Origin of the sequence: Rhizobium jaguaris (assembly GCF_003627755.1) — a bacterium.
Classification (GTDB): domain Bacteria; phylum Pseudomonadota; class Alphaproteobacteria; order Rhizobiales; family Rhizobiaceae; genus Rhizobium; species Rhizobium jaguaris.
In genome coordinates this window covers 1-23,116 of the sequence record NZ_CP032696.1, presented here as the reverse complement: position 1 = coordinate 23,116, position 23,116 = coordinate 1, and the positions used below count along the sequence as shown (strand labels likewise).

Annotated in this window: 24 protein-coding genes and 3 pseudogenes; 15 read left to right on the top strand and 12 right to left on the bottom strand. The window is 56.7% G+C overall.

Going from position 1 to position 23,116, the window contains the following annotated elements; genetic code table 11:
* Nucleotides 1-29: 29 nt before the first annotated feature.
* Both glnH and CCGE525_RS34295 read right to left on the bottom strand, forming a co-directional pair.
* Complete coding sequence (gene glnH, locus CCGE525_RS34300) at nucleotides 30-761, bottom strand: glutamine ABC transporter substrate-binding protein GlnH (protein WP_120708814.1); 732 nt, start codon at nucleotides 759-761, stop codon at nucleotides 30-32.
* Nucleotides 762-947: 186 nt separating this feature from the next.
* The gene (locus CCGE525_RS34295; protein WP_245472481.1) at nucleotides 948-2,300 is read right to left on the bottom strand and encodes an ArgE/DapE family deacylase; all 1,353 of its coding nucleotides are present in this window, start codon (nucleotides 2,298-2,300) and stop codon (nucleotides 948-950) included.
* A gap of 140 nt (nucleotides 2,301-2,440) precedes the next feature.
* Here CCGE525_RS34295 and CCGE525_RS34290 point away from each other — a divergent pair, with 140 nt between their 5' ends.
* Nucleotides 2,441-2,857 (top strand): Lrp/AsnC family transcriptional regulator, encoded by a 417-nt coding sequence (locus CCGE525_RS34290; RefSeq protein ID WP_120708812.1) that lies wholly within the window; start codon nucleotides 2,441-2,443, stop codon nucleotides 2,855-2,857.
* 70 nt (nucleotides 2,858-2,927) lie between these two features.
* Here the strand turns inward: CCGE525_RS34290 and CCGE525_RS34285 are convergent, their stop codons facing one another.
* Nucleotides 2,928-3,410 carry an Lrp/AsnC family transcriptional regulator gene (locus CCGE525_RS34285; protein WP_120708811.1) on the bottom strand — a complete coding sequence of 161 codons (483 nt, stop codon included), beginning with the start codon at nucleotides 3,408-3,410 and terminating at the stop codon, nucleotides 2,928-2,930.
* Between the two features lie 125 nt (nucleotides 3,411-3,535).
* On the opposite strand from CCGE525_RS34285, the gene alr reads away from it, so the two are divergent.
* Nucleotides 3,536-4,669, top strand: a complete 1,134-nt coding sequence (alr, locus tag CCGE525_RS34280; protein ID WP_120708810.1) for an alanine racemase — start codon at nucleotides 3,536-3,538, stop codon at nucleotides 4,667-4,669.
* Nucleotides 4,670-4,700: 31 nt separating this feature from the next.
* Nucleotides 4,701-5,120: pseudogene (locus tag CCGE525_RS34275) on the top strand (FAD-dependent oxidoreductase); the annotation flags it as partial.
* 361 nt (nucleotides 5,121-5,481) lie between these two features.
* Here CCGE525_RS34275 and CCGE525_RS39290 read toward each other — a convergent pair.
* A pseudogene (locus CCGE525_RS39290) lies at nucleotides 5,482-5,826 on the bottom strand (FAD-dependent oxidoreductase); the annotation flags it as partial.
* A 107-nt stretch (nucleotides 5,827-5,933) separates the two neighbouring features.
* Between CCGE525_RS39290 and CCGE525_RS34265 the strand changes: the two are divergent.
* Nucleotides 5,934-6,194 carry a hypothetical protein gene (locus CCGE525_RS34265; protein WP_162950407.1) on the top strand — a complete coding sequence of 87 codons (261 nt, stop codon included), beginning with the start codon at nucleotides 5,934-5,936 and terminating at the stop codon, nucleotides 6,192-6,194.
* A gap of 498 nt (nucleotides 6,195-6,692) precedes the next feature.
* On the opposite strand, the gene CCGE525_RS34255 is transcribed toward CCGE525_RS34265, so the two are convergent.
* Genes CCGE525_RS34255 through CCGE525_RS34250 form a run of 3 tightly spaced genes read right to left on the bottom strand, consistent with a single transcriptional unit; the run spans nucleotide 6,693 to nucleotide 8,242 of the window.
* On the bottom strand, nucleotides 6,693-7,481 hold the full coding sequence (locus tag CCGE525_RS34255; RefSeq protein ID WP_120708806.1) for a hypothetical protein: 789 nt from the start codon (nucleotides 7,479-7,481) through the stop codon (nucleotides 6,693-6,695).
* Entirely contained in the window at nucleotides 7,417-7,911 is a 495-nt protein-coding gene (locus CCGE525_RS38590) for a hypothetical protein (protein WP_162950413.1), read from the bottom strand. The genes CCGE525_RS34255 and CCGE525_RS38590 overlap by 65 nt, the downstream gene beginning before the upstream one ends.
* 49 nt (nucleotides 7,912-7,960) lie before the next feature.
* Nucleotides 7,961-8,242, bottom strand: a complete 282-nt coding sequence (locus tag CCGE525_RS34250; RefSeq protein WP_120708805.1) for a hypothetical protein — start codon at nucleotides 8,240-8,242, stop codon at nucleotides 7,961-7,963.
* A 138-nt stretch (nucleotides 8,243-8,380) separates the two neighbouring features.
* On the opposite strand from CCGE525_RS34250, the gene CCGE525_RS39285 reads away from it, so the two are divergent.
* The 3 genes from CCGE525_RS39285 (at nucleotide 8,381) to CCGE525_RS34230 (ending at nucleotide 13,474) form a co-directional block, all read left to right on the top strand.
* Nucleotides 8,381-8,752 (top strand): hypothetical protein, encoded by a 372-nt coding sequence (locus CCGE525_RS39285; protein ID WP_245472432.1) that lies wholly within the window; start codon nucleotides 8,381-8,383, stop codon nucleotides 8,750-8,752.
* A gap of 166 nt (nucleotides 8,753-8,918) precedes the next feature.
* Entirely contained in the window at nucleotides 8,919-11,276 is a 2,358-nt protein-coding gene (locus CCGE525_RS34240) for a hypothetical protein (protein ID WP_120708804.1), read from the top strand.
* A 533-nt stretch (nucleotides 11,277-11,809) separates the two neighbouring features.
* Nucleotides 11,810-13,474 (top strand): COG3904 family protein, encoded by a 1,665-nt coding sequence (locus CCGE525_RS34230; protein ID WP_245472429.1) that lies wholly within the window; start codon nucleotides 11,810-11,812, stop codon nucleotides 13,472-13,474.
* 94 nt (nucleotides 13,475-13,568) lie between these two features.
* On the opposite strand, the gene CCGE525_RS34225 is transcribed toward CCGE525_RS34230, so the two are convergent.
* Entirely contained in the window at nucleotides 13,569-14,438 is an 870-nt protein-coding gene (locus tag CCGE525_RS34225) for a hypothetical protein (RefSeq protein ID WP_120708801.1), read from the bottom strand.
* 186 nt (nucleotides 14,439-14,624) lie between these two features.
* Nucleotides 14,625-15,131, bottom strand: coding sequence for an HIT family protein (locus CCGE525_RS34220; RefSeq protein WP_120708800.1), 507 nt, complete (start codon nucleotides 15,129-15,131; stop codon nucleotides 14,625-14,627).
* A gap of 129 nt (nucleotides 15,132-15,260) precedes the next feature.
* Between CCGE525_RS34220 and CCGE525_RS34215 the strand changes: the two genes are divergently transcribed.
* The 5 genes from CCGE525_RS34215 (at nucleotide 15,261) to CCGE525_RS34195 (ending at nucleotide 18,280) form a co-directional block, all read left to right on the top strand.
* Nucleotides 15,261-15,569, top strand: coding sequence for a hypothetical protein (locus tag CCGE525_RS34215; protein ID WP_120708799.1), 309 nt, complete (start codon nucleotides 15,261-15,263; stop codon nucleotides 15,567-15,569).
* Between the two features lie 552 nt (nucleotides 15,570-16,121).
* A complete protein-coding gene (locus tag CCGE525_RS34210) occupies nucleotides 16,122-16,346 on the top strand; it encodes an antitoxin MazE family protein (RefSeq protein ID WP_120708798.1) in 225 nt (74 codons plus the stop codon).
* Nucleotides 16,343-16,666, top strand: coding sequence for a type II toxin-antitoxin system PemK/MazF family toxin (locus CCGE525_RS34205; protein WP_120708797.1), 324 nt, complete (start codon nucleotides 16,343-16,345; stop codon nucleotides 16,664-16,666). Before CCGE525_RS34210 ends, CCGE525_RS34205 begins: the two co-directional genes overlap by 4 nt.
* Before the next feature lie 111 nt (nucleotides 16,667-16,777).
* Complete coding sequence (locus CCGE525_RS34200; RefSeq protein WP_120708796.1) at nucleotides 16,778-17,065, top strand: DUF7673 family protein; 288 nt, start codon at nucleotides 16,778-16,780, stop codon at nucleotides 17,063-17,065.
* Between the two features lie 39 nt (nucleotides 17,066-17,104).
* A complete protein-coding gene (locus CCGE525_RS34195; protein WP_120708795.1) occupies nucleotides 17,105-18,280 on the top strand; it encodes a site-specific integrase in 1,176 nt (391 codons plus the stop codon).
* Between the two features lie 130 nt (nucleotides 18,281-18,410).
* On the opposite strand, the gene CCGE525_RS34190 is transcribed toward CCGE525_RS34195, so the two are convergent.
* Nucleotides 18,411-18,617 (bottom strand): cold-shock protein, encoded by a 207-nt coding sequence (locus CCGE525_RS34190; RefSeq protein ID WP_120708794.1) that lies wholly within the window; start codon nucleotides 18,615-18,617, stop codon nucleotides 18,411-18,413.
* Between the two features lie 104 nt (nucleotides 18,618-18,721).
* On the bottom strand, nucleotides 18,722-19,081 hold the full coding sequence (locus CCGE525_RS38815) for a hypothetical protein (RefSeq protein WP_205587534.1): 360 nt from the start codon (nucleotides 19,079-19,081) through the stop codon (nucleotides 18,722-18,724).
* Nucleotides 19,082-20,092: 1,011 nt separating this feature from the next.
* Here CCGE525_RS38815 and CCGE525_RS34175 point away from each other — a divergent pair.
* The 3 genes and pseudogenes from CCGE525_RS34175 (at nucleotide 20,093) to CCGE525_RS38585 (ending at nucleotide 21,718) form a co-directional block, all read left to right on the top strand.
* A complete protein-coding gene (locus tag CCGE525_RS34175) occupies nucleotides 20,093-20,908 on the top strand; it encodes a calcium-binding protein (RefSeq protein WP_120708792.1) in 816 nt (271 codons plus the stop codon).
* A gap of 67 nt (nucleotides 20,909-20,975) precedes the next feature.
* Nucleotides 20,976-21,195, top strand: a pseudogene (locus CCGE525_RS34170) (hypothetical protein); the annotation flags it as partial.
* Nucleotides 21,196-21,571: 376 nt separating this feature from the next.
* Nucleotides 21,572-21,718, top strand: a complete 147-nt coding sequence (locus tag CCGE525_RS38585; RefSeq protein ID WP_162950412.1) for a hypothetical protein — start codon at nucleotides 21,572-21,574, stop codon at nucleotides 21,716-21,718.
* Between the two features lie 333 nt (nucleotides 21,719-22,051).
* Here the strand turns inward: CCGE525_RS38585 and CCGE525_RS34160 are convergent, their stop codons facing one another.
* On the bottom strand, nucleotides 22,052-23,029 hold the full coding sequence (locus tag CCGE525_RS34160; protein ID WP_120708791.1) for a 3'-5' exonuclease: 978 nt from the start codon (nucleotides 23,027-23,029) through the stop codon (nucleotides 22,052-22,054).
* Nucleotides 23,030-23,116: the final 87 nt, after the last annotated feature.

Genomic DNA, 23,116 nt, shown 5'->3' with positions numbered 1-23,116 from the left:
AATTGAGCGGCCTCTACAGCCGCTCGCCGTCAGTTGAACCACTTCTTGTAGATTGCGTCGTAGGTTCCGTTGGCCTTCAGCTTGGCGAGCGAAACATTCACCTTGTCGCGAAGTTCACTACCCTTGGGAAAGGTGATCCCATATTCCTCGGACTGCTTCGCATCGCCGATGGCCCTGACCTTGCCCTGGCCATTGGTCTTGATGAAGTAGAGAATGTTCGGCTTGTCGTGGAGTGCGGCGTCGGCCCTGCCGGTCACGACTTCCAAGAACATGTTGTCACCATTCGGGAACTGCCGAAGCTCCGTCTTCGGAAGGTTTTTCTTGGCATAGGCCTCGCTGGTCGTTCCCGTCTTGACGGCAAGAACCTTTCCTTCCAGGTCAGCCGGACTGCTGATCTTGCTGTTCGTCGGCACCATGAATGTCAGATCGCTGGTGTAGTAGCCGTCAGAAAAATCGATGACCTTTCCCCGTTCCTTGGTGATGGTGATACCAGCAATTCCGACATCGACCTGTTTTGTCTGCAGCGCAGGCAGGATCCCGTTGAAGTCCATCGGCTGCAGCTTGTAGGTAATGCTGATATCCTTCGCGATGGCATCCCAAAGCTCGATATCGAAGCCAGTATATTTGTCACCGTCCTTGAATTCGAACGGTACGAAGTCGGCGACAGTGGCGACAGTTACCTCCTCGGCAAACGCCGGAACCGACAACGACATCAACGAAACTAACGCGCCGGTGCATAGCGCAGTAATGAAGCCCTTCATTTCAAATCCTCCCATTCAGGTCAGGTTGGGTTGTGATGTGAGCACGCCCTCCAGAGTGCCCGGTTTAAGAGGAGCGCCGACACAGCAGCCCTCCTCGCCGCAATTGCGTTGCGGCTGAGTTCGATAATCAGGAATGTCGAGTGGTTCTGACCAACGGCCGTCCGGGACAGCCTAGCTCGCCAGATATCAGGCGTCCTCAACGCCGCACCAGGCCGCTGCAAACAACGCGATCGCCTTGGTGACGTGCTTGAGGGATGCCAGGCTGACGCGCTCATCTACGGCATGGATGGCCTCGGCAACGGGTCCGTAAACAAGACTGGTCATGCCGCCATGTCGGGCGAAAACGGACGCATCGAGATAGCAAGGCATCACGAACCTTTCGAGAGACCGCCCCTCGCCATCAACCGCACGATGGGCCATCGCAAGGCAGCTTTCGGCCTGCGAACCCGGCTCGAGTACGAATCCTCCTTGCTTGACACCTACCCATTCGATCTCGGGACGCGGACATCCAGCGAGAAACTCATCCGTCTGAAACGCGTTATCGACAAATTCCTCGAACTCCTTCGCGCGCACCGAGACATCTTCATGAGGATAAAAGCCAATTCGGCCTTCGAAGCGGCATTCGCTTGGTACCGATGCAAGCCATTCGCCGCCCGAGATCGTGCCAATGGTCAATGCGATGGGATTGTCGACGCCATCGAACAGCTCGCCTGCTGACAAGTGCTGGCTTCTCCATTGGCTTTCCAGAACGCGAAGCTCTTCGATCGCCCGATGAGCGACATCGATCGCGCTCCTCCCCCGCGCAACCTCGAAGGGATGCGCTGGCACGCCTTGTACCGTGATTGCGAATTTCATTACGCCGGTATTGGCTGCAACCAGCTTTTCATCCGTCGGTTCAGAGATCAGGACTGCATCGGCCTTAAAGCCTGCGGCCAGCACCATTGCGGCACCATTGCCCGTTACTTCCTCTTCAATCACGGACTGGATTTGCACCTTGCCTTTGAGCCTGAGCCCAGCCGCCTCCAATGCATCCAACGCAAACAGGTTGGCACAGAGCCCTGCTTTCATATCACCGGCTCCGCGGCCGTAAAGCCAATCGCCTTCACGCGTTGCGGAATACGGCGGATACTTCCAACGTTTCTCCGGCCCGGTTGGCACGACGTCGACATGTGCGTTGAGCGCCAGTGACCTGCCGCCCTCTCGCTTTGGCTCCCGTGTGCCGACAACAATGCCCGTATCCTTGAGCTGGATGTTCATCGGTGAGAACGCTGGATCCACACTAATCAACGCTTCATCGATACCGAACCGGTGCACCTCGTAACCGCGTTCAGACAATGCATCTGCAACGATATTCTGCACGCCCGCTTCTTTTCCCCGAAGAGAGGGCGATTGGACAATTTTCGTAAGGAAGGCCACTTGGCGGTCGAAACGCTCTTCTACGGCCTGCAGTATCTTATGAACTCGAGCCGAGTCCAACCCGTGCGCCGACGAGGAGCCATCCATACTGGTTAGCGAAACCGCGTTTGCCTGCAATGTCACCAAAGACCTCCCTCCAATCCATTGAAGATCAGAATAGCTCTGCGGTTTGCTGACCGTAAAGCGCATATGTGCTAGCTAAAAGTCTTTTTCTGTGAGCATTATGCTACGTGTTGAGACGCAGATTGCTGCATGAGGCCTGAATGGACGATTTGGATAGAAAGCTCATTGCGCAGCTTCGGCTGGATGGGAGAATGCCGGTCGCGATGCTGGCGGCAAAGCTCGACGTGTCGAGAGGCACAATTCAAAAGAGGCTGGACAAGCTCATTAATTCGAACGCCATCCGTGGGTTTACGGTCCGGACTCGCGAAGAAATCGACACGAACATTCTGCGTGCGATGATGAACATCAAGACTTCAGGCAAAAAGCCTGCCGCTATCATCAAGGCGCTCAACGGATTACCGGAGGTCGTTGCTCTCTACACGACGAATGGTGTGTGGGATTACGTAGCAGAACTCCGAGCCGAAACGCTGGCGGATTTCGACCGGGTACTGCGAGAGGTTCGCAGCATCGACGGGGTGGCGACGACCGAGACGAGCTTATTGCTTGGTTCCGTTTGAGGGAAATTTCACATTGAAATGCTCCGGCGCGATCCCGGCGAGCCAAAGTCGGCAAAATCATAAAAGCTTTTCAGCCTTGGGCTATTCTGGATCGACGTGCATTAGGCCGTGCCGCCAAGACATCTCGAATTGAAAAGCTCGAATGGATACGCAGCACGCCTGGCAGCGTCGAAAGGATTTCCTTGTGAATTCGCTCGAAAGCTCCAGCGTTTTCGACGTCTACGCGCAGCATGTAGTCAGAACCGCCTGTCATCAGGTAGCACTCCCGGATCTCGGGATGCTTGCGGACGGCCGCTTCGAAACGGTCAAGATAGTCCTCCGTCTGTCGCTCTAAGGTTATGTTGATTATGACGGCGATCGTCGCATTGGCGTTTACGGTGTCGACCAGCGCCGTGTAGCCGCGTATGACGCCGGCCTTTTCCATGATCTTGATGCGCCGTAGGCAGGCGGAAGGTGACAAGCCCACCTCGTTTGCAAGTTTGACATTGCTCATGCGTGCATCAACGCGCAGCAGCCTCAAAATATTGCGGTCGATGTTATCGAGAGCGGTCATAGCATAACGTTCCAATCAATGAGTTATTGTGCGAAATATGCCTCTTTATTGATCGTTTAAAGCACAGATTCGCATTCCTCGTCACCGATTATTTCATATTGTTCGGAGCGTACAGGGAGTGGAAGATGAGCAGCACCTTTTCGATAGATCGTGGTACCGTCAGCACAGCAGTCGCGGGCGTGACAGGTTATCTCACTACCGATCTGGCGGCGCTCGGTCGCAATTATCAGAAGCTTACCGAGATCGTCGCCCCCGGGCGCGTTGCCGCAGTCGTCAAGGCCGACGCTTATGGTCTCGGAGCGGAGCGCGTTGCAAAGACGCTATTTGAACGAGGTTGCCGGCATTTTTTCGTAGCCCAATTCGGCGAGGCGCAAAAGCTGCGACCCACCCTCACGAGCAATGCGCAGGTATTCGTGCTGAATGGGCTGCAGCCTGGCGCCGAGATCGAATGTGCTATGGCAGGCATCATTCCCGTCCTCAATTCACTCGAGCAGTACCAGCGCTGGTCGGAGGCTGCAGCTGAACTGAGGCGGACCCTCCCCGCGGTTCTTCAGTTCGATAGCGGGATGTCGCGGCTCGGCGTTCCGCCACAAGAACGCACTGAGCTAGCCGAGGCTCTCGATAAACGTGGGAATGTCGAAGTACTGTTCATCATGAGTCATCTGGCCTCTGCTGACGAAGTCGACGCGACGCAAAACGCCGAACAGCTGGCGGAGATGCGGCGCATCGCCTACGAGTTCGCTGGCTTCGATATTTCATTCGCGAATTCCGCCGGTGTGTTTCTCGGCGATGCTTATCATGGTGTCCTGGCCAGACCTGGGATCGCGCTTTATGGCGGCGCATCAACGGCCGGCGTGCTAAACCCTATGGAGCCGGTCGTCCGGCTCGATGTAGCAGTCGTACAGACACGCAAGGTGCCGGCGGGTACTAAGGTGGGATATGGTGGGGCGCATGTCACCACGCGAGAGACACGTCTCGCGACCATCGGGGCCGGCTATGCCGATGGCCTGCCGCGAGCCTTAAGCGAACGTGGTGCAGTCTATTACAAGGGGACCCGCCTGCCGATCGTCGGCCGCGTGTCGATGGATAGCATCACGGTCGATGCCTCCGCCCTGCCGGATGGCGCGTTGACGCTTGGAAGCCTCGTTGAGGTCATTGGTCCGCACCAGACGCTCGAAGACATCGCCCGCGACGCCGACACCATATCCTACGAAATCCTGACCAGTCTTGGTCGCCGCTATGTCAGGCAGTATCGCTAATAGTCTTGCTGGCTCCGTTATTGAGGAAACCATGAAAGTTGTTGTTCTCGGCTCCGGCATCGTCGGTGTCACATCCGCCTACCAGCTGGCCAAGGCCGGCCATGAGGTGACGGTCATCGACCGCCAGCCGGGCCCCGCGCTGGAAACAAGCTTTGCCAATGCCGGTCAGGTTTCATTTGGCTATTGCTCGCCATGGGCAGCACCCGGAATCCCGATGAAGGCATTAAGATGGCTGTTCATGGAGCATGCTCCGCTGATCCTGCGCCCGAAGTTTGATGCGGCCATGCTCTCGTGGCTGCTGAAGATGCTGTCGAACTGCACGTCGGAACGCTACGCGATTAACAAGAGCCGCATGCTGCGTCTGGCGAACTACAGCCGTCTGGCGCTCGCCGAGCTTCGTGATGAGACTGGGCTTGCCTATGACGAAGGTATGCAAGGTACAGTGCAGCTTTAGCCCCAGCCGATTTGCGCAGGACGACAAAGTGCGCAAGCTGAATGTCCAGGACCTAAGGACCAACGCAGGCAAGCCCAGTGCCGAATGGGCACAATACGGGCTTGCAGCCGTCACCTCCGGAGCCTTTCCAATCGGCCTGCTTGGATCCGACAGCTCCACGGGCACGTTCTCGAACGCACAGGGCCCGCTGCCCTGGTGATCCTTCCTTACGTGTACGATCTCTTGCAACTGGCTACGAGCGCTCGGCTGGCATCCGATATCCCCGGTACCAATAAGGAACGTGCGGAAGCTATCGTCTCTGGGTACAGAAGGGGATTGCAAAACCCGCGCCCGCATTTTGTCGATGATGAAATTCCTTGGATGCAAACGCTTCTGTCACCGCATCAGCCGCGATCCGTGCATCGCTGGTCACCACACCGCGTCCCCGATTGGCTTCGGCATCGAGTCGATTGACGGTCGTGTTGAAAAGAAAGCGGACCCCTATCTCTTTCGCCTTCTCCGTCAGCGCATTGGTGAATTTGAAGCAATCGCCAGTCTCGTCCTTCGGCGTCAGCAGGCCGCCGACGAATTTTTCGCGGACATGCGCAAGCGCTGGTTCGACGCGAACGCAGCCGTCCCGGTTCAGCACTTCATAAGGCACGCCATCGGCCGCCAATGCCTTCACGTCTTTCGCGGACGCGTCGAGTTGCTGCTGCGTGCGGAAAGGCGCGTGACCATCAAGCCTTGCAGCGCGACTATTACCATTTATTAGCAGAGATAGAGGAGAACCCCGAACCGTCGGCGGTAGAGGTCGCACGCTGGTGGGGGCAGATGAGCAAGATCGCGGGAGACGAGCCGCCGGTACTTCGAGCGCTCGACTCGAAGGCATATAACGATGCTATGGGTGCCACCGAACTCTATCCTGTCAGCCAGCGAATCTACATTCCGTGGTGGCATCGCATTCTCGGACAACTCTGGTCCTACGAAGGCTATGACTACAAGAAGCTGTTCGAACTGCCTGAAGGGCATCGCGGGCGGCGGAGAATACGGGGCCTGGCTGAAGCCGAAACTTCATCCGAGATCCGTGCATAGCTTGTGAAGTCAAACGCCGACAAGATTTGCGGTTCTAAAAAAGAAGAGGATGGTCGGTGTTGGCTTAGGTGCCGGTACAGATCTAAAGAAGGCTAAAAATCCCTCGAGCATCAGGACGGCCGACGCCAGTCGGCGCAGTGCAAGAGCCCTAGAATGGTTCGCAGTCGCTCCCATGGTCAAATTTGGAACGTAGGCGGCATATCCGGCATCGGGCCAGTCCCCATCAACCATCGCTGCGGGCAGCCGCCAGTCGACGCGCATCCTGTTGTCGAATTCCCTTGCGGCTTCCACCCGCTCGATGTTTAGGAATATTTCTGGAGAAGCGCGACGCCTTGATGATGACATCGTGCTAAAAGGATTCGATGGCGCCCATCTGGCCGGCCAGCTTGGACCCAGGCAGCCAGCGGCAATTCCCAACAGCAAGCGCCTCCTCAATTGTCGCGATTGTCAGATTAAGCGCTACCCGATATTTCTTTTCCGCTCTTTGGTGTCACAGGTCTAAATATCATCGCCAGAACCCGTTGAACTGGCAATCAGCATGCGACTGGTTGCCGCCATGCTTCCAGTCGTTCCATTCGCTGACGATTCTAACTTCCAAGTCATACGGTTTCGACTGCCTTCGTCGGTCGGTACAGTCGTAACACGGCACCTTCTGTCACGTGGATCGTCCACGATGGCTACATGATCGACTGCAGTTCGCTTCAGCAGAACGACGCAAAACTCACCGTTGTAGGGTATCCCTTCTAGATGATCACAATCGCCATATTCAGTTCCACATATTGAGCACTCTTGCGATTCGACGATAAACCCCGTGCTTACAAAGACTTGAGGTGGAAATACAATTTTTTCGATACAATCTAGCCTCTCTACATGGTCCGTTAGTGCAGAAAAGCCCTGATGAGCCCGAACAGCTGCACGGCCAGCATCTTGTGCAGAAATAAGTCTATCCCACGCAGAATCCGGTTGCCCCTCTTTCAGGGCGATCCACATCCGAAGCTCGTGCCTAAGACTGTCTACAACGCATTCAAAACCGAGCAAAATGTTGGCAAAATCTTCCTTGGCCTGATCAAGGGCTTTCTTCTTGACTTCAGCACACTGCCGCCTCATTTCTCTCAATCGAGAAATGCATTCTTCCTGCAACTCGCTGTCTCGCGTCAAATTGCAGAACAGTCTCGCTTCATCGACGATGCGGTTGAAGTATCCAATCCACTCAAAGTCAGATTTATTCGTCTGCGAGCCGTCCAATAGCGGCGGCGAGCTCTCGGATCCCTTCGACATCTCCTTCATATTTTAGCCTTTTGCAGAGTGTTGATCTCCTTTTTTCGACGACAATTTCGAGCTTCATCGTCTTACGTCCCGGCGCTCCCTTGAAGAAGTCTGTAATATACGTGGATAAGACGTTCAACGCTAGATTGACGGCATTAGGCTCTTGCGACCAGATCGAGCCGGCAACAAAAAGCGTGGGAGCAATCCATTCGATTGAATTATTCTGAATATAAGCTCCACGCTGTTCCTTCGATACCAATTCATCGCTCGGCACACCGTTTAATCGAAACAAAGTTCTGAGTGTCGCAGCCTCCGTACGTTGCAAAAAATCATTGATGGAAACGGCTGATTCGAAATTTGCAGGCAATACTGATATTCGATCGGAAACCATGCATCCAAGTTGCTCGGCTCGATCTCGAACAGAGACGTAGTTACTAATGTCGGTGATCATAAGGTCCCCTTGGGTCTGCCGTGAAAATTCTGCTGCGTTGAATGATCGCTCACCAAGAAAGCGTTCTGTTCAGACTTGCTTGTATCGAGTTCATGCTTAGCGAGCGAAGAAAGGGATGCCACGGCTGCGGGCCGATAAATTTCATCCTTCCGCCGCTTGTCCAGACCACGACAACCTTACCCCGCAACCCGGCGCTCTGAGCGGCTACCTGAATCTCGTCGATGGCATCGCTTTGATCATCTTGCGACTTTTGTTCAAAAGAACTGTCGAGCGGGACAATTATTATGTCCTGCCCCTGCTCTCGAATGTGTGCGATCTTTAATGTTGGCATTAGGCCCTCCGATGATTTTCAACTTTATGGCGAGCACAGAGGGGCTGTCAATTGTGGCACAGTAAACCGAACCAAGTTACAGCGTGTCGACGTTTCAAACAGTATGTTGACAATCGTTACGTCTGTTGCGGTTTCTCGTTGCCCAACAAGTATGCACCCGCAGGAGGGAAACCGTTACCGCCTGTTTCCCTCCATCGCGGTAAAAATACCGTGCTACAAGTTTGGCTTCTAACGAAAGAGCTGGAAGGCTTTGTTGCCGAGGACGCGGCGATGTTGCATGCTGGTCTGGTGTCGTCGTCTTATGTCATCGTCGTCGACACCGGTGCCCGACATTCCCATATTCCATCTTACGCTACAAACATCGGCGGCCCGAATTTTACTGTCTTTCGCATCCCAAAATCGAAGTCCCGGGTGAATTTCCTGTCGCTACCGCACGGCGGCTGCCAGGATATCGGCGTCAGCAATCACGCACTGTGCGGGTTCATGCCGAACGTCTTCTGCAAATGCTGATGCCAGGAACCGCAAAGAGTAGCGGTCGCTCACCATCATGGTGGGTGCGAGCGCCATCCGGCTGCGCTGCTTGAGGAGGGCCGACCGGGGATACATGGTTTTTTAAAAGACAGCCTTTATTTCCGCTCGCCCTCGGCATTGGGGCCGATAGCTATGGAATGCGAGCATGCCAAAACAAGACGTTTCTTCACGCCATTTTCAACGAAAAATCTCAGACTTCTGCGAACTGCGCATTGCGCCGATCGCATCGAAACGGGTCCTCGAGAATATCCGACCATACCTCATCAGCCTGATCATCTACCGCAAGTCACCACCGATGGAGAACGGCCGCATCGACTGGACGACGGTCGCGGAAGCCTGCGGGATCAAGGACGAGATGACAGCGGAGCTGAAAAAGCACCTGCGCCCGGGTCTCGACGCCATCCTCCGATGGCTCCGCATGCCGCCCGCGGCGGAAGACGTTCGACCGCCAAGCCCGAAAACCAGCCCAAGCAAAGCCGCTCGCCGCGCGCCAGCATCAACCGCATCCTCCACCCGCAAGCCCCAACGGATGAGCAGAGACGAGGCTCCGGCTCAATCGGCGTCTGTGCCGCGCGGTCCACAACCAAAACCGATCCGGGAATTTCCCGAACCGCTGTTCGAGGCGGCGGACGATCCTGAAAGCTTTCAGGACGCGCTCATCTACCAGATGCGCCGCTTCGGCGACAGTTATTGGCAACTCTATCGCGCGATCATTCGTCTCGGCGAGACTTTTGACCACAAGACGCTGTTGTCATGGATCCAGGGTGAACGCGCCCCGAGATCTATTGCCAGCTTCGATATCCTCGCCCGCATCGAGCGGCGCTACCGACTGCCGGAGGGATATTTCAAGGCCAAGCTTCCGCATCAGGCTCGTTCGCTCAACGGTCATGACCTTGGTGATATCAGTCCTGCCGAGCGGCGGCGATTAGCCTGGCATCTGCCGGACGATTTCGGCAGCCTGCCGTTTTCCAAGCGCGAGGAAATCCTCGATTGGGTGCGGCGAGTCATCATATCCGGTTCCACCGATTATCGCCGCTACCAGGCGGCGGCTAGCAAGCAACGCTATGCCATCCGGTTTCCCGGCATCACCTATGGTGGCGCATCCCTGTCTCCTCGGTCGACGGCCCTAACCCGCGGCGCCTATCACAGCGCCGAGGAATCGTTCGAGGATCCGGACCTTCTTTCCGGCGTGGTCGATGCACCGCCGCGCCTGGCGATGGAGATGGCGGACCTGATCCGTTTCAAGACCTCGACGCTGACGGCGATCGGGTTTCAGCGCAACGGCGTGTGGGGCGAGGAAACGGCATCGCAGAAGATCGAGCACCTTGGGCTGATGTTCGGGGCGCTGGCCGCGTCACCCGCCGGCATCGTCAAGGGCCGCGGCGTCCCGCTCAGCCAGTTGACCTTCGGCTTGCTGATCTTCCCGGGCGTCTGGGACTGGTATCTGCAATGGCGCGAGCAGCGTCGCGGCTTCTACACCAAGTGGGAAGAGGACATGCTGATGGTCGCACAAGCCCTCACCCGTGCCGAGGTCGGCTGGATCCGGCAGCATCCGGAGCTTCTGAAGAATGTCAGGCCGATCGAAAATCTGATCGCGCCGGAGGAGATCGAATTCGCTTCACGCGACTGGCATGGCGCCTGCGACGCGTTTCATCGGCATGCCGCTAATCGCTCGAAGGAAGTACAGCGGGTCATGCGGGTGCATCGCGATCCGTTCGAGCCGATCATGGTGATCCTGGAGGCAGACAGCCCGCTCGCGGAATACCGCAAGATCACCGACGAGATCCTGAAGCGCATGCCGGACGAAGGCCATTATCCGCGACCCGCGGCGGAGGCTGTCCGCTCCTTCCTGATGCTTCGGCTTGGGTTGCATCTGGGACTGCGGCAGAAGAACCTCTGCCAGCTTCGCGTCTGCCCACGTGGTCACTTTCCGACGTCCGAGCGCCGCCTGGAAGACATGAAGTGTGGGGAGCTGCGCTGGAGCGACCGCGAGCGTGGCTGGGAAGTGCTCATCCCGTCCGTCGCCTTCAAGAATTCCGGCTCGTCTTTCTTTGGCCAGAAACCATTCCGACTGATCCTGCCCGACCTGCTCGACCTTTATAAATACCTGGAAGCCTACGTCGACCGGCATCGCGGTGTGTTGCTCGCCGGTGCAAAGGATCCCGGCACCCTGTTCGTGAAGACGGTGAAGACGACCAGTACCGAAGCCGCATACGACTCCACGACATTCTACGAAGCCTGGAGAACCGTGATCCAACGATATGGGATCTACAACCCCTACACCGGTCGCGGCGCCATTCAGGGCCTGCTGCCGCACGGGCCGCACAATGTTCGGGACATTCTCGCGACCCATATCCTTAAACAGACAGGATCCTACGAGCAGGCAAGCTATGCGATCCAGGATACCCCGGATGTGGTGCAGCAGCACTATGGCCGGTTCCTGCCCCAGGACAAGGCGGCCTTGGCCGCAAAAATTCTGAACCAGGTTTGGGAAGCAGCATAGGAGGAACGGGAGGCGATGAGTCGAGCTGAGTTTAATGCCGGTGTCCGGTGTTTCAACCGAACTTGCTCACCGTTCCGGCGGGCGACCTCGGCCGCACGCGTTTTGGCGGCTGCAATAAAATGGCCGTTGTGGCAGGTGTCGGCACCTCCAACGTCGGTCGCCATTTCTAGATCGGGGCCGCTCAGCACCGCCCGGGCCATCGGGAGGTCGGCGCCAGATTTGGCTCCCTCCTCCGAGGCAAGTTCGATTCAGGCACTAAGCGGCCTCGCGCGAACATCCGCCTGAAAGCCGAGAACTAGTTGCTGCAAGTCGAGACGGTCCCAACCAAGATGAATCAGTACGGAGCGCTCCAATTTCGTGTTGGCGTCAAATTTCTTGTCGTCGGCGCGAAATATCGCTTTCAGTATTGCGCGTAACAGTTGATGCGATAACATGCATCTTGCTGTTCTCTGGGGTTAGTATCGGTGTTCCTGCGTCAATCCGTTCTGGCCATTTTTGCATCCGCAACCTTGTTCGGCGCGGCGCGTGCAGACATGATGATACAGCGTATCCCAATCGAAAACGCCTCACCGGTTCTTCTGCTGAAAGGTGAATTCAGCCAGTCCGACGATCCTCAGCAACTGTCGCGGGAGGTCGCGGCAAGCGGCGCCAAGGCCGTCACCTTTGACAGCAACGGCGGCAACATCCTTGCGGCCATGGCCTACGGGAGGATGATCCGGTCGCTCGGGCTAGCGACTTTCCAGCTGCGTGCCAGCCAGTGTGCATCCGCCTGCACGCTGGCATTCGTCGGCGGGGTGATCCGCCAAGCAGAGCCCGGCGCCATCGGTGTTCATCAATCTTCGTTTGCGCCGGGGACCGGGCTCGATGGTCCGACCGCCGTGGCTGCGGTACAGACGATGACTGCACAGATCATGTCGTATTTTACGGAGATGGGCGTCGACCCCAAGCTGCTTCAGCTCAGCCTCTCCGTACCGAGCGACGATATGCGGTATCTCACCGCCAGTGAGATGCAGAGCTATGGGGTAACGTTCGGGAATCTGAACGATATCTCCGACCGGCTTGAGGCGGCGAGAGCGGCTGTTCCAGCGGTTCCTTCCCCCTCAACGCATCAAGCTGCTGCCACGACAGTCGAGCAGAAGGCCCAGGCCTTCATATCCGCCTATTACGACGCCTGGTCTCGCGGGAATACCGAAGCGGTTGCTTTCATGGAAAGAGCATACGGCGATACCGTGGATTTCTACGGAAAAGCGACACCCAAAGCTGTGGTGGTCACTGCAAAGCGCGACTTTGCGACACGATGGCCGATCCGGGCCTATAGCGAAAGACCGCAATCTCTGAGGATCAGCTGTTCGGATACCTGCAGGATCGAGGGAAATGTCGATTGGTACGCAAAGCGGGCCGGCGATCGCATATCATCGGGGACTGCGGAGTTCTCCTTCGTCTGGGACCAGAAGACCGGTGCGATTGTGTCGGAGGGCGGGAAGGTCAGCGAGACCGATAAGGGAGCCTCCGCGCCGGCCCGCCTGATATCGCAGTGGCAAGAACAAAATGGAGCATGCCGCGGCGGCAGCGGAGATTCGACTGAAACCCTGGCAGCCTGCGACAGGCGCGAGCGCATCGCAGCGAAGCTGCAGACTGTCGGCTGGTGCTTCGGTCGCGAAGGCGAGTATGGCTATCAAATGGAATGGCATGCGTGTGACGCCACATCATCCCAGCCGATAGCCACGGAGGCGAACGCATCGGTCATATCAAGCGTTGTGCGCAAAAAACCGGCCGACTTTCCGATCTCAGGTCGATTTGCCGGAAAGACGATGCTGCCCGACTTCAAGGGCCGAGACCGTCAGTTCAATTCCTTCAGAACGCGTATCCGTGACGGGATGCGCCAGGGCCCCAACTTCGCGGGACACTACACCCTCATTCAGATCGGCTGCGGAACGGGATGCTCCTTCGCGATCGTCGCCGACAATAAGACTGGCCGGCCGGCGAGTTTCCCACGCGGCGGCGAAGCCAACATGTATCTTGCATTGGAATACAGTCTCGAAAGTCGCCTGCTTGCCGCTCAATGGTTCAGCTACGATGCCGGCCGCTGCTTCCTTGAGTATTTCGACTTTGATCGCGATGAATGGAAGTCACTGGCTAAGGCCGACATCGGGAATAACGATACCTGTTACAAGACGATCGAAGAAAATCTTCGCTGATCCCTCGGAGTGCTGGAAGTGAAAACTCTTATCCGAGGCTCAAATAGCCGCCCCACCTCGATCCCGAATTTCCGGGGGCCCCAGCAGGATTGATCTAATCCGGAGCTCCCCGCAACTGCTTTGGACCGTCTGTCGATACGGGACCTGCCGGACGGGCACTCTCGACATAGAGACCATAGCGAGTGCCGTAGCCGGCAACACTTAAGCGCATGCCAGGTGCAAGGCTGTGTCTGAAACTATCCGGAAAGCCGCACAGTTCTCTGAACATCAAGGGCATTCCTTCGAGCTTGATCGGTCGGCGGCAGCCTTTGCTCTCAAACCCGTCAATTTGCACCACCGTGTAAGGCATCTCCACATGCGCCCCAATGAACAGCGGAAAGATCATTGGCACGATAAGGATGGCGATATTCCTACCAGCGGCAAAGGCGAGCAATGCCGCGCCTCCGACGATAATTGGGTAGTCACCGCGTAATTCCAGGTAGGCTCGCAGTACCAGAACATAAATTGCGGCCGATAGCAGACCGATCGCAACACTCGGTATGCTCATCAGCGCCGCCCACTCGGTCGAAGGCAGAAATAATGGAATGAACACACCGACGATCATCGGCACCGCGACACCGATCCATAGCCAAAGCCAAAGCAATTTCCGGGCAAGCCAAGGAAGCTTCCGCCGTGCTTGACCCTGTTCGCCACGTGTTTTCGCCGGTCTATTCGCAGCGATAATACGCCTCGCCTCCGCCGCGGTCATGGCGTGCGGGTAACGCGGCGGCACCTCGATTTTGCCGGACGCGATCCAGCGCTTGATTTGCTTGATCTGGTTATCCGAGGCAGGATCGTGGATCTTGATCCACGCCGACAGCTCTTTATCGTCGCCCAGCGCGCCTTCCCGGATGGTCTGCTCGGTGCGGAGTGCAATCCATTTCGCACGCTCGATTTTTGTCGAAGAAGGACGACGAACTGTCATGCGTTTGCGCTGGCTTCGTCAGGCTTTTCAATACCGCACTTCTTCATACGTGACTTGCATCCTCTCCTTACCGAAATCTCGTTAAGATTGCCGTGGTCAGTTATGGTGAAAGAGCGCCCGCAGCACAATGCCTTGATCTCCGGATCCCCTGGTCAGTCGTGCAATTTCATGACGCTCACTGGCCAGCTATGGTGCGGCCAGTTCAGAGTGATAAGCTTCAGTGATCTGTCGCGCCATCTGCGCCATTTCGTCATCAGGTATGCGCAGGATCCCGTGCTCCGCCATCAATGCATGGTATTGCTGCTCTTCGAGCGGCACACCTGCAGGCAAAGGCACGACATGAAAATGTAAGTGGCTGTTGGCTTGTCGGCTGCCGAGCGAAAGTACATAAATTCGTTCGGCATCAAACACCCTTTTTAGGGCGCGCGACAACACATGCACCTTCTTCTGTAATCTGAGATATTCATCCGTCGACATATCCTGAGCCAAATCCTCGCGGTGCTCGCGCGGACAAACAAGGCAGTAACCGGGCAAAGTCGGGTATTTGCTCAGAAAGATAATCGTCTCGCTATCCTCAAAAATGCGGTGATGAAAGCAAGACGGATCATTCCCGACCAGGCCGCAGATGAAGCATGGTTTTGTTTCACGGTCGTGCACGTAGGCCTTGAGATCAAATGGTTGCCGGTCGTTCATTCTGAACCTGTTGCCGCTGCTCGGCAGTGTATCGACATTTGGCTTAGGGCATCATTTCAGGTTGGGAAGTCACATCGAATTAGGCATTGCCAGAACCGCCTGGCATTGCGCAAGCGGCTTTCAATTGCGATGGACAGCGAAACCTGTTTATCTGATGAGAAATTGCAAGTGGCTGGACAGCAAAAGGCTGCGTTTGAGATGGCCCCTTATCTGCTATTATTTTTCATCTTCGTCACATGCGGCCTCGTCAATATGACACGCCCTCGAAACTCCATTAGACCCGTGACGGACCGAGACATCGAGAACGCTTACAAAGCGGCTTTCAAAATTGAATCCAAGGAGACTATGGAGCGACGAAAGCTCATAAGCCTCCTTCTGGTGATTGTATTGCTCATCGACATGCTCCTCATCGTGTGGATAGTTGGCTTCGCCTACTAAGTGGGCTTGCTAAACGCGAAGAGGCCCCTGGATGCGCGGGGTAGCCTCCCCACGGACGTCGAAATTTCCCCATTTCCATTTCGTTAACCATATGAATTGATGCTGTTCTTTTCTGTATCGGACCTTAACTCGGCCATTGCTTCCGTCACTCAGCACGATGTCATAGACGTCGCCTCACTTCCGATAGGGATCATGTATCGATAGTGATGGATTTGGCGGTGCAAATTGTGGAAAACAGATATCCGGACGGCTCGTAACGCCGCCGAAAACAGGGGTTTTACTGTTGCCGAGGCGGAACCCGGTTGCCAGTTTGAATCGACTTTATCGACCCATTTTCACGACCAGTCGTCGTGGACGACGAATGGTCGGTTCCTCGACAGAGGCCCAGGCAAGCGAGCCGGAAGTCGATCAGCCCGCCCCTCCGAACCGACGCCCGAATACACAGCAACCTTTCCTCGCCAGCGTGAGGATCTTCACGCCCGGCAGCCAGCTCATTGACATGGCGGGGCTTGCTTCTTATGTTACATGTAACAATCGTAATGGAGTTTGATCATGGCAAGCTCGGTCAACGAAAGAGTTCAAAAGCGCCGTGAAACGTTGCGGGCCGCTGGGCTGCGTCCCGTGCAAATATGGGTTCCTGACACCCGTCGCCCTGGTTTTGCCGCCGAATGCCATCGTCAGTCCGTTCAGGTCGCCCTTGCCGATGTCGCCGACCGCGGTCTGCAAGATTTCCTTGACGCCGCTCTCGGTGACCTCGACCACGAGGGTGAAGCGTGAGGCGCGGTGACATCGTGACCGTCGCAATCAGCGGCGATTTCGGCAAGCCTCGTCCAGCACTAATCATCCAGACCGATCAGTTTGATGCAACGGGAACAGTCACTGTCCTGCTGATTTCCGGCACACTCGTCGACGCGCCGCTCATTCGACCAACAATTCAGCCAACCGCACAAAGCGGTTTGCGCAAAGCCTCGCAAGTGATGGTGGACAAAGCCATGTCCGTGAAACGGGATAGAATTGGCACGACGATCGGTCGCCTGGAAGATGATTCCCTCCTGGCGGTCACAAGGTCGCTCGCCGTTTTTTTGGGTGTCGCCTAAGGATGAATCCATCCGGGATGCCGCTAGCCCGGCCTAACCGGAACGCTCGATGACGCGGGTGACACTGCTCATACCGCGATTAAGGATTAAACAGACCAACCGGAAAGCGCCATGGAAGACCGAGTTAGATTCGCCGTTGAAAAGCTGCTGAATGTCGCCCATGAAGACACCGGCCAGGGCCGGCGGGTGGCCAACTTCCTGCTCGCCTGGTGGAACGCCGAGGTGCATGGCGGTTTCGATCTCGCCGATCTGTTCGCTGTTGATCGCGAAGTCTCCGAGGATATGGCGACGATCTTCACCTATCTCGCGCGGGAAGAGGACGCCGTCCACCCCACCGACTATCGCGGCGAGATCGAGGAAATCATCGAGCGCTGGCGGCCCCTCGCCTCCCGTGTCTAGGGGCGGTACCATTCTCGGATCTATTGGAGAATTGGGAGCATGATAAGCGATCCTGGAGCAGCAGATTCCGGCAGCCAAGCCATCCTCCGCCGCGCCGAAGAACTCGATGCGCTCGACGCCATCCTGCCCTTCGATCGCCGCGATCAGCTGGCAGCACTTCTGACCGACGACGACGTCGCGACGCTCAAACACCTGGCGCAGGAGGGCATGGGCGAGAACACGCTCAAGGCGCTGGCATCGGACCTCGGCTATCTCGAAGCCTGGTGCCAGCTTGCCACCGGCGCTCCCCTGCCCTGGCCGGCGCCCGAAAGCCTGCTGTTGAAATTCGTCGCCCATCACCTCTGGGATCCGGCCGAGCGCGCCGAAGATCCACGCCATGGCATGCCTGCCGATGTCGAGGTTGGATTGCGCGCCGAGCGCCTGCTGCGGGTCGACGGACCGCATGCGCCCGACACAGTGCGCCGGCGCCTGACCTCCTGGTCTATCCTGACGCGCTGGCGGGGCCTCGCCGGCGCATTTGGCGCCCCTTCCTTGAAGACCGCGCTCAGATTGGCGGTGAAAGCCAGCAGACGACCGCGGCAGCGCAAGAGCAGAAAGGCGGTAACCGGCGATATCCTGGCGAAATTGCTGGCGGCCTGTGCTGGCGATCGTCTGGTTGATCTCCGCGATCGGGCGCTGCTGCTCGTCGCCTTCGCCTCCGGCGGCCGCCGGCGATCTGAGGTGGCAGGGCTGCGGGTCGAGGATCTCGTCGACGAGGAGCTAGTACGCGCCGATCCGGGCAATCCGAACTCCCCTGCCCTGCCCTGCCTGACCATCCATCTTGGCCGCACCAAGACGACGACAACCGATGACGACAGACAGGTCATTCTGATCGGCCGGCCGGTGACCGCCTTGAAGCAGTGGCTGGCGGCGGCCAGGATCGACACTGGACCGGTGTTCCGGCGCATCGATCAATGGGGAAATATCGACCGGCGGGCGCTGACACCGCAGTCCGTCAATCTGATCCTCAAAAGCCGCATCAAACAGGCCGGGCTCGATCCGGTGATGTTCTCGGCGCATGGCTTGCGTTCCGGCTATCTCACCGAGGCTTCCAACCGCGGCATTCCGTTGGCCGAGGCGATGCAGCAGTCGCTGCACAAGTCGGTCACGCAGGCGGCAAGCTATTACAACAATGCGGAACAGAAGATGGGACGGGCGGCGCGGTTGCTCGTCTGATACCGCAAGCCGCTCCAGACGATTGGTATATTACCGCCATGGATCGAGAATGGCAAACCTCGGTCGGTCGTTCTCAAGGCAAAGTCGGTACCAAACCGACTCTGCCAAAGTGCCGAGCCTCGGCGTCAGGTTAGGCCTCGAGATTGTCGGCCGACATCTTGCCGGACCGGCGATCCTTTACCAGCTCGTAGGTGATCTTCTGGCCATCATTCAGGCCACGTAGACCAGCGCGCTCGACCGCGGAGATATGAACGAACACATCCGCGCTGCCGTCATCCGGTTGAATGAAACCAAAACCCTTGGTCGCATTGAACCATTTTACAGTACCAGTTGCCATTATCGGCCTTCTCCTATTGCGTCTTCCTTCAGCCCTCGCTGACGGAACGGTGTCGTAATATAGGATGCGCGACAAAAACAGCCATCACCTGGCGGGATGCGTTATCAATTTCCATCTGTGGAGCGAATAAGCGAACGCCGCGCTATCCCAAATAGCTCGAGGGATATATTCCACCCCTTCCCTACCGAAAAGAGGGTAGCCTCGCCATTATCGCCCGTCGGCGGATCAATCGGCCAGTGTGTCGAGACGGATGACGACCCCCTCGCCCAGCCCTCGGCGAGACTCATTAAAAAGTCCATCTCCTTTTTCAGGGTGACGAATCGGACGACGACGTCCACTGCATGTTCGCTCTCGCTGCGAACGTGGTAGAATTCGCCGACCGGGATCCCCATGGCTTTTCGCCTCCCCTCAAGCGCCGACTTCAATCTCGTCAGCTCTTCCCTCAGTGCGAAATAGCGTCGCATGACGGCAATCATCGTTGTCGGCAGCATCCATTGTGGCACCTTCCAGAACTGATGGCCCCCCTGAAGAAACAGATTCGCGCCGTATTGTCACGGACTACGCGATGCTCATTCGCCTCCGCTCTGAAACAGAACAAGCGCAGCGCGGTGCGCCCGGGCTTTCCATACTGACAGACAACTCGGAGGAGGAGCGCTGCCAGCCCCCACGCAATAGCTCGGGAGGATGAAAGCTGCTCCGATACCGGGACATAATGTTGTATTGAATTTCTTGTGCAGTTAGTCCCTTTTCCCCTCGGGAGATCACGTGGGCGAGGCTCACAATTTCTTCTACAGTGATTACACCCTGATCTTTGCGCTGGGAGACAGTGTCGAAAAGCGCATGAATTACTTCTTCCAGATCTGGAATCGGGACTTCAGTGTTTCGGCAAATGAGGGTACGTGCACGTTTGCCTACCTGTTCATTTCTCGGCTCTCATACGTCACCACGGCTGATGGGGCGGTACATCTGCTCGTAGTTCTCGTACGTCTCAAGCACACCTTACCTTCATGTCAATGACAGCGTCGCCCGCGTGCTTCGCCAGTGCTTGCCGACAAGGCAGGCATGATCACTGGCGCCGCCGGCAGCGGTGAACCCTGTCAATTATCGAAGCAAGTTGCTTGCCTTTGATCGCGGGACCACTTGTCCATTTCCGGCATAGTTGTTCTGCTTTGGACATAAAGAGGCTGGCGGCTTGACACGCGCCGGAGAACGAATGCAAACGCAGCGATCCAGTCCGACCTCAAAGGCTAGCCCAAACATGAACCCGCTAGCCGGATGAAGTGCCCTGCCGTCATACACTTGAGCACGATCTGGATGATGACCTCCAGAGTTCAGATCCATTGAGGCGAACCGCACGTAGACGCATCCGTTATGTCGATGTGTTCTATCAAAACAACCAATTACTCTAATTATCCGATAAGGCATATGAATGAGTCGAATGGCGTCGCGGGGCTGTTTCATAAGGAGGATTCACAATGGAAAAGACAATTCTGGGCGGCCCGGGTAGCAACAGTCTCTTTGGCAGCAACGGTGATGATGTAATAGTCGATCCAACAGGAAATGACTGGATCGACGGCGGTTATGGCAACGACTCCATCTCGGCCGGCGAGGGCAATGACCGAGTCTTCGGTGGCGTGGGCAATGACCACGTCTTTGGCGACGAGGGCAACGACTACCTCTACGGCGACACTGGCCTCGACAATCCGCGTATCCTCGGTGCGGTCATCCTCGGTGCGGACAACGACAAGCTCTACGGCGGCCCCGGCGACGACGCCCTCTTCGCGGGCGACGGCAGGGATTTTCTGATCGGGGGTGCCGGCCACGACACCTTTGTGTTCCAGTTCCACAACCCGCAACCCGGGGTAGATCAAAACTACGGGCCAGGCTCGGACCACACCAGCATTGTGGATTTTGACCCAGCGCAAGATACTTTCACCTTCGACGCGGTGGGCCTTGGTAGCGATGGTCATGATGCGAATTTCGTCAATCACTCGGCGCCCGGCAATCAGGTGGACACGTTCTACAGCGGCCCCGCCAACGGCGCGCACGGCGCGCACGTCGTCGTGATCACCGATCACGGTTTCGCCGATGGTTCAGCCGCAGCCAGGGATATCTCCGGCGAGGCTGCAGGCGATATCGTTGCCTATTTTAATTACAACACCATGACGGCGGAGCTGGGTTATGTTACCTCCGACAATCAGGTGGATGACTTCGCGCATTTGGCTAATGTGCAGAGTTTGCTCCAATTGGCCGGCCTGGGTCTGACCGCGTCCGATTTCATGTTCTGCTAGTCCGGAAAATCATGGGGAATCGCACCACGCCGGCTCAAGTGCAGTCCGGAAAAACCGCGGCGTCGACCTTGATCCGGCGATGTTTTCGGCGCATGGGCTCCGATCGGGCTACCTGACCGAGGCCGCCAACCGCGGCATTCCCCTTCCAGAGGCGATGCAGCAATCGCTGCACAAATCGGTGACGCAGGCAGCGAGCTATTACAATAATGCCGAACGAAAAGAACGGCCGGGCGGCGCGCCTAGCAACTTGGCGAGTGGAGCCTTCACGTCTCAGGCTGAACTCGTAAAGGTCCTCGTGCCTGCTCCCGAGAGGTATGCCATCCATAAGCTCATCGTGGACTCGATACGGCTCGCAGACGCACTCAGACATGCCAAGGTGGACAAAGTCGATTTCAGGCAGCCTTGCTCTCTTTGAAGCGCTCGTAGAGACGCGCCAAGCCGACCTGTTGGCCAATGCATACGGAGAGCCATGGGGGAAGGGGACCTTCATGTCGCGAAAGTATATCAACAGCAGCCTCGCAAAGCTGCGCGATAGAGGCAAGAAAGCTCTCGCGAAGGCACTCAGCGTCAAGTTTGAAGATTTCGAGAAAAGGTGAGCGGGCTAACTTTCAACAAGGTCATTTGTAGCCGGCCTCGGAAAAGCACAATGAGTGATGAGAACCGATGGGCCGCCAGTTTCTCCAAGGTTTAGGTGTTCATCAGGATGATCGAGCGCCGAAACTTGGTTCAGTCGATGGCATGACGGTTGCCGCCCATCTCGATCTGCTGCTCCGGCATCCGGTGGCTGGAGCAGGTGGCAAGGGATTGTGATCGAGACGTTGATTGCCTCAGCACCGGCCGGAACCCAGCGCAATTTTTATCGGAAAGCGTGTGGTGCCGCAATCGACCTCCTTTTAGACCGTCAGGTGATCATTCATGGGCAATCCAATCAAACGCAGTCTGATACCGAGACCTAAGAAGGGCTCCTGTCCTGCGAGCGAGGATCTGGCGCAGGCGCATCGTCGTTTATCCTGGATATCAGGCTTTCCCTTTGGAGAACGGCGTCGAAGCGATACCGATTGCCTCAATTGGCATCGCCCACCTTGATAGAAGAGATTCAAGCTGAAGCTGATGCATGGCACTCTCCTGGTTCTACGAACGCAGTTATGCCTTGTAACGATCAAAAGCGGTCAAATGCTGGACTGGCGGATCGGCATCTTCCCAGCGGTAGATTTCAGAGCGAAGATAGTGAAGCTCGTCGCGGAACTCATCTACGCCGATTTCTATCCACCATGATTTCGGGCGGCCGTCGCTGCCGTCGGACCAGCGGTATCCCCTGCCCTTGAGATGATCCTTCATCTCATATGGACTATGCTCGGCAAAAATACGAACCCTTGATTGTCCGCTTGTGCGAAGCAACTCCGCAAATGGCCCTTCGTCCTCTCCAACGCATCGATCAAGAACCTCAAGTAGCGCAAAACAATCGTCAACGGCACGATGACCATCGTGGAAATAGCCGGCCTGCCCAATCAGATATCCGAGCTTCGTGCCCTCGAAACCGCGGGCATTCCAGTCGATCTCGCAAACGGAACAAGCCCAAGCCTTATTGGCGAAGATATTTGAGAATGCCTCGCAGAACGGCCGGTCAAAACCGGCGTTGTGTGCTATCACGAGATCCGCGGGCTCGATAAGCTCGCGAACCCGCTGCATGTCGATTAACTGCCCCTCGACCATATCATCGGTAATACCTGTGAGCCTCGTAATCTCGGCCGAGATCGGCGTGCTGGGCTGCTGCAATCCGCCATAGACACCGATGACATCGCCAATCTTGCCGATACCGTCAAATGTAAAGGCAACCAAGCCGATCTCTATGATTTCGTCATCACGGTAATTGAGGCCCGTCGTCTCGGTATCAAGGATCACGCCAACCTGTCGGAATTCGGGACGCTTGCTCACAGTGAGCTGTCTTGGACTAAGCTTGCGCAGAACTCGATACTGACCCCCATCTTCGAGCCTACTCACCATCTCTTCTTCCGTGAGAGGGACGGGGACTGCCTGACGCTTCGATCGGGCAGGCGTATCCTGCCGTTCCGATCGCATTTCGACCACTTGATTTGCAAACATATCGAGTTGAGAGGCCATGCCTGCTTTCGAGACCGTTGATGATCCGGCTGCACACTAGAAAATGCGCCGACACCGGGCAACACACAAACGAGCTTTTGCACGGTT

What these genes read in the sequence shown, in the direction of transcription:
- CCGE525_RS34240 (WP_120708804.1), top strand. Translation starts at nt 8,919, where the DNA reads ATGCCAAAACAAGACGTTTCTTCACGCCATTTTCAACGAAAAATCTCA.
- CCGE525_RS34175 (WP_120708792.1), top strand. Translation starts at nt 20,093, where the DNA reads ATGGAAAAGACAATTCTGGGCGGCCCGGGTAGCAACAGTCTCTTTGGC.
- CCGE525_RS34255 (WP_120708806.1), bottom strand. Translation starts at nt 7,481, where the DNA reads ATGAAGGAGATGTCGAAGGGATCCGAGAGCTCGCCGCCGCTATTGGAC.
- alr (WP_120708810.1), top strand. Translation starts at nt 3,536, where the DNA reads ATGAGCAGCACCTTTTCGATAGATCGTGGTACCGTCAGCACAGCAGTC.
- CCGE525_RS34250 (WP_120708805.1), bottom strand. Translation starts at nt 8,242, where the DNA reads ATGCCAACATTAAAGATCGCACACATTCGAGAGCAGGGGCAGGACATA.
- CCGE525_RS34210 (WP_120708798.1), top strand. Translation starts at nt 16,122, where the DNA reads ATGGCAAGCTCGGTCAACGAAAGAGTTCAAAAGCGCCGTGAAACGTTG.
- CCGE525_RS34160 (WP_120708791.1), bottom strand. Translation starts at nt 23,029, where the DNA reads ATGGCCTCTCAACTCGATATGTTTGCAAATCAAGTGGTCGAAATGCGA.
- CCGE525_RS38585 (WP_162950412.1), top strand. Translation starts at nt 21,572, where the DNA reads ATGGGCCGCCAGTTTCTCCAAGGTTTAGGTGTTCATCAGGATGATCGA.
- CCGE525_RS38815 (WP_205587534.1), bottom strand. Translation starts at nt 19,081, where the DNA reads ATGCGACGCTATTTCGCACTGAGGGAAGAGCTGACGAGATTGAAGTCG.
- CCGE525_RS34190 (WP_120708794.1), bottom strand. Translation starts at nt 18,617, where the DNA reads ATGGCAACTGGTACTGTAAAATGGTTCAATGCGACCAAGGGTTTTGGT.
- CCGE525_RS34265 (WP_162950407.1), top strand. Translation starts at nt 5,934, where the DNA reads ATGAGCAAGATCGCGGGAGACGAGCCGCCGGTACTTCGAGCGCTCGAC.
- CCGE525_RS34195 (WP_120708795.1), top strand. Translation starts at nt 17,105, where the DNA reads ATGATAAGCGATCCTGGAGCAGCAGATTCCGGCAGCCAAGCCATCCTC.
- CCGE525_RS34230 (WP_245472429.1), top strand. Translation starts at nt 11,810, where the DNA reads ATGATGATACAGCGTATCCCAATCGAAAACGCCTCACCGGTTCTTCTG.
- CCGE525_RS34215 (WP_120708799.1), top strand. Translation starts at nt 15,261, where the DNA reads ATGGACAGCGAAACCTGTTTATCTGATGAGAAATTGCAAGTGGCTGGA.
- CCGE525_RS34225 (WP_120708801.1), bottom strand. Translation starts at nt 14,438, where the DNA reads ATGACAGTTCGTCGTCCTTCTTCGACAAAAATCGAGCGTGCGAAATGG.
- CCGE525_RS34200 (WP_120708796.1), top strand. Translation starts at nt 16,778, where the DNA reads ATGGAAGACCGAGTTAGATTCGCCGTTGAAAAGCTGCTGAATGTCGCC.
- CCGE525_RS34220 (WP_120708800.1), bottom strand. Translation starts at nt 15,131, where the DNA reads ATGAACGACCGGCAACCATTTGATCTCAAGGCCTACGTGCACGACCGT.
- CCGE525_RS34290 (WP_120708812.1), top strand. Translation starts at nt 2,441, where the DNA reads ATGGACGATTTGGATAGAAAGCTCATTGCGCAGCTTCGGCTGGATGGG.
- glnH (WP_120708814.1), bottom strand. Translation starts at nt 761, where the DNA reads ATGAAGGGCTTCATTACTGCGCTATGCACCGGCGCGTTAGTTTCGTTG.
- CCGE525_RS38590 (WP_162950413.1), bottom strand. Translation starts at nt 7,911, where the DNA reads ATGATCACCGACATTAGTAACTACGTCTCTGTTCGAGATCGAGCCGAG.
- CCGE525_RS34285 (WP_120708811.1), bottom strand. Translation starts at nt 3,410, where the DNA reads ATGACCGCTCTCGATAACATCGACCGCAATATTTTGAGGCTGCTGCGC.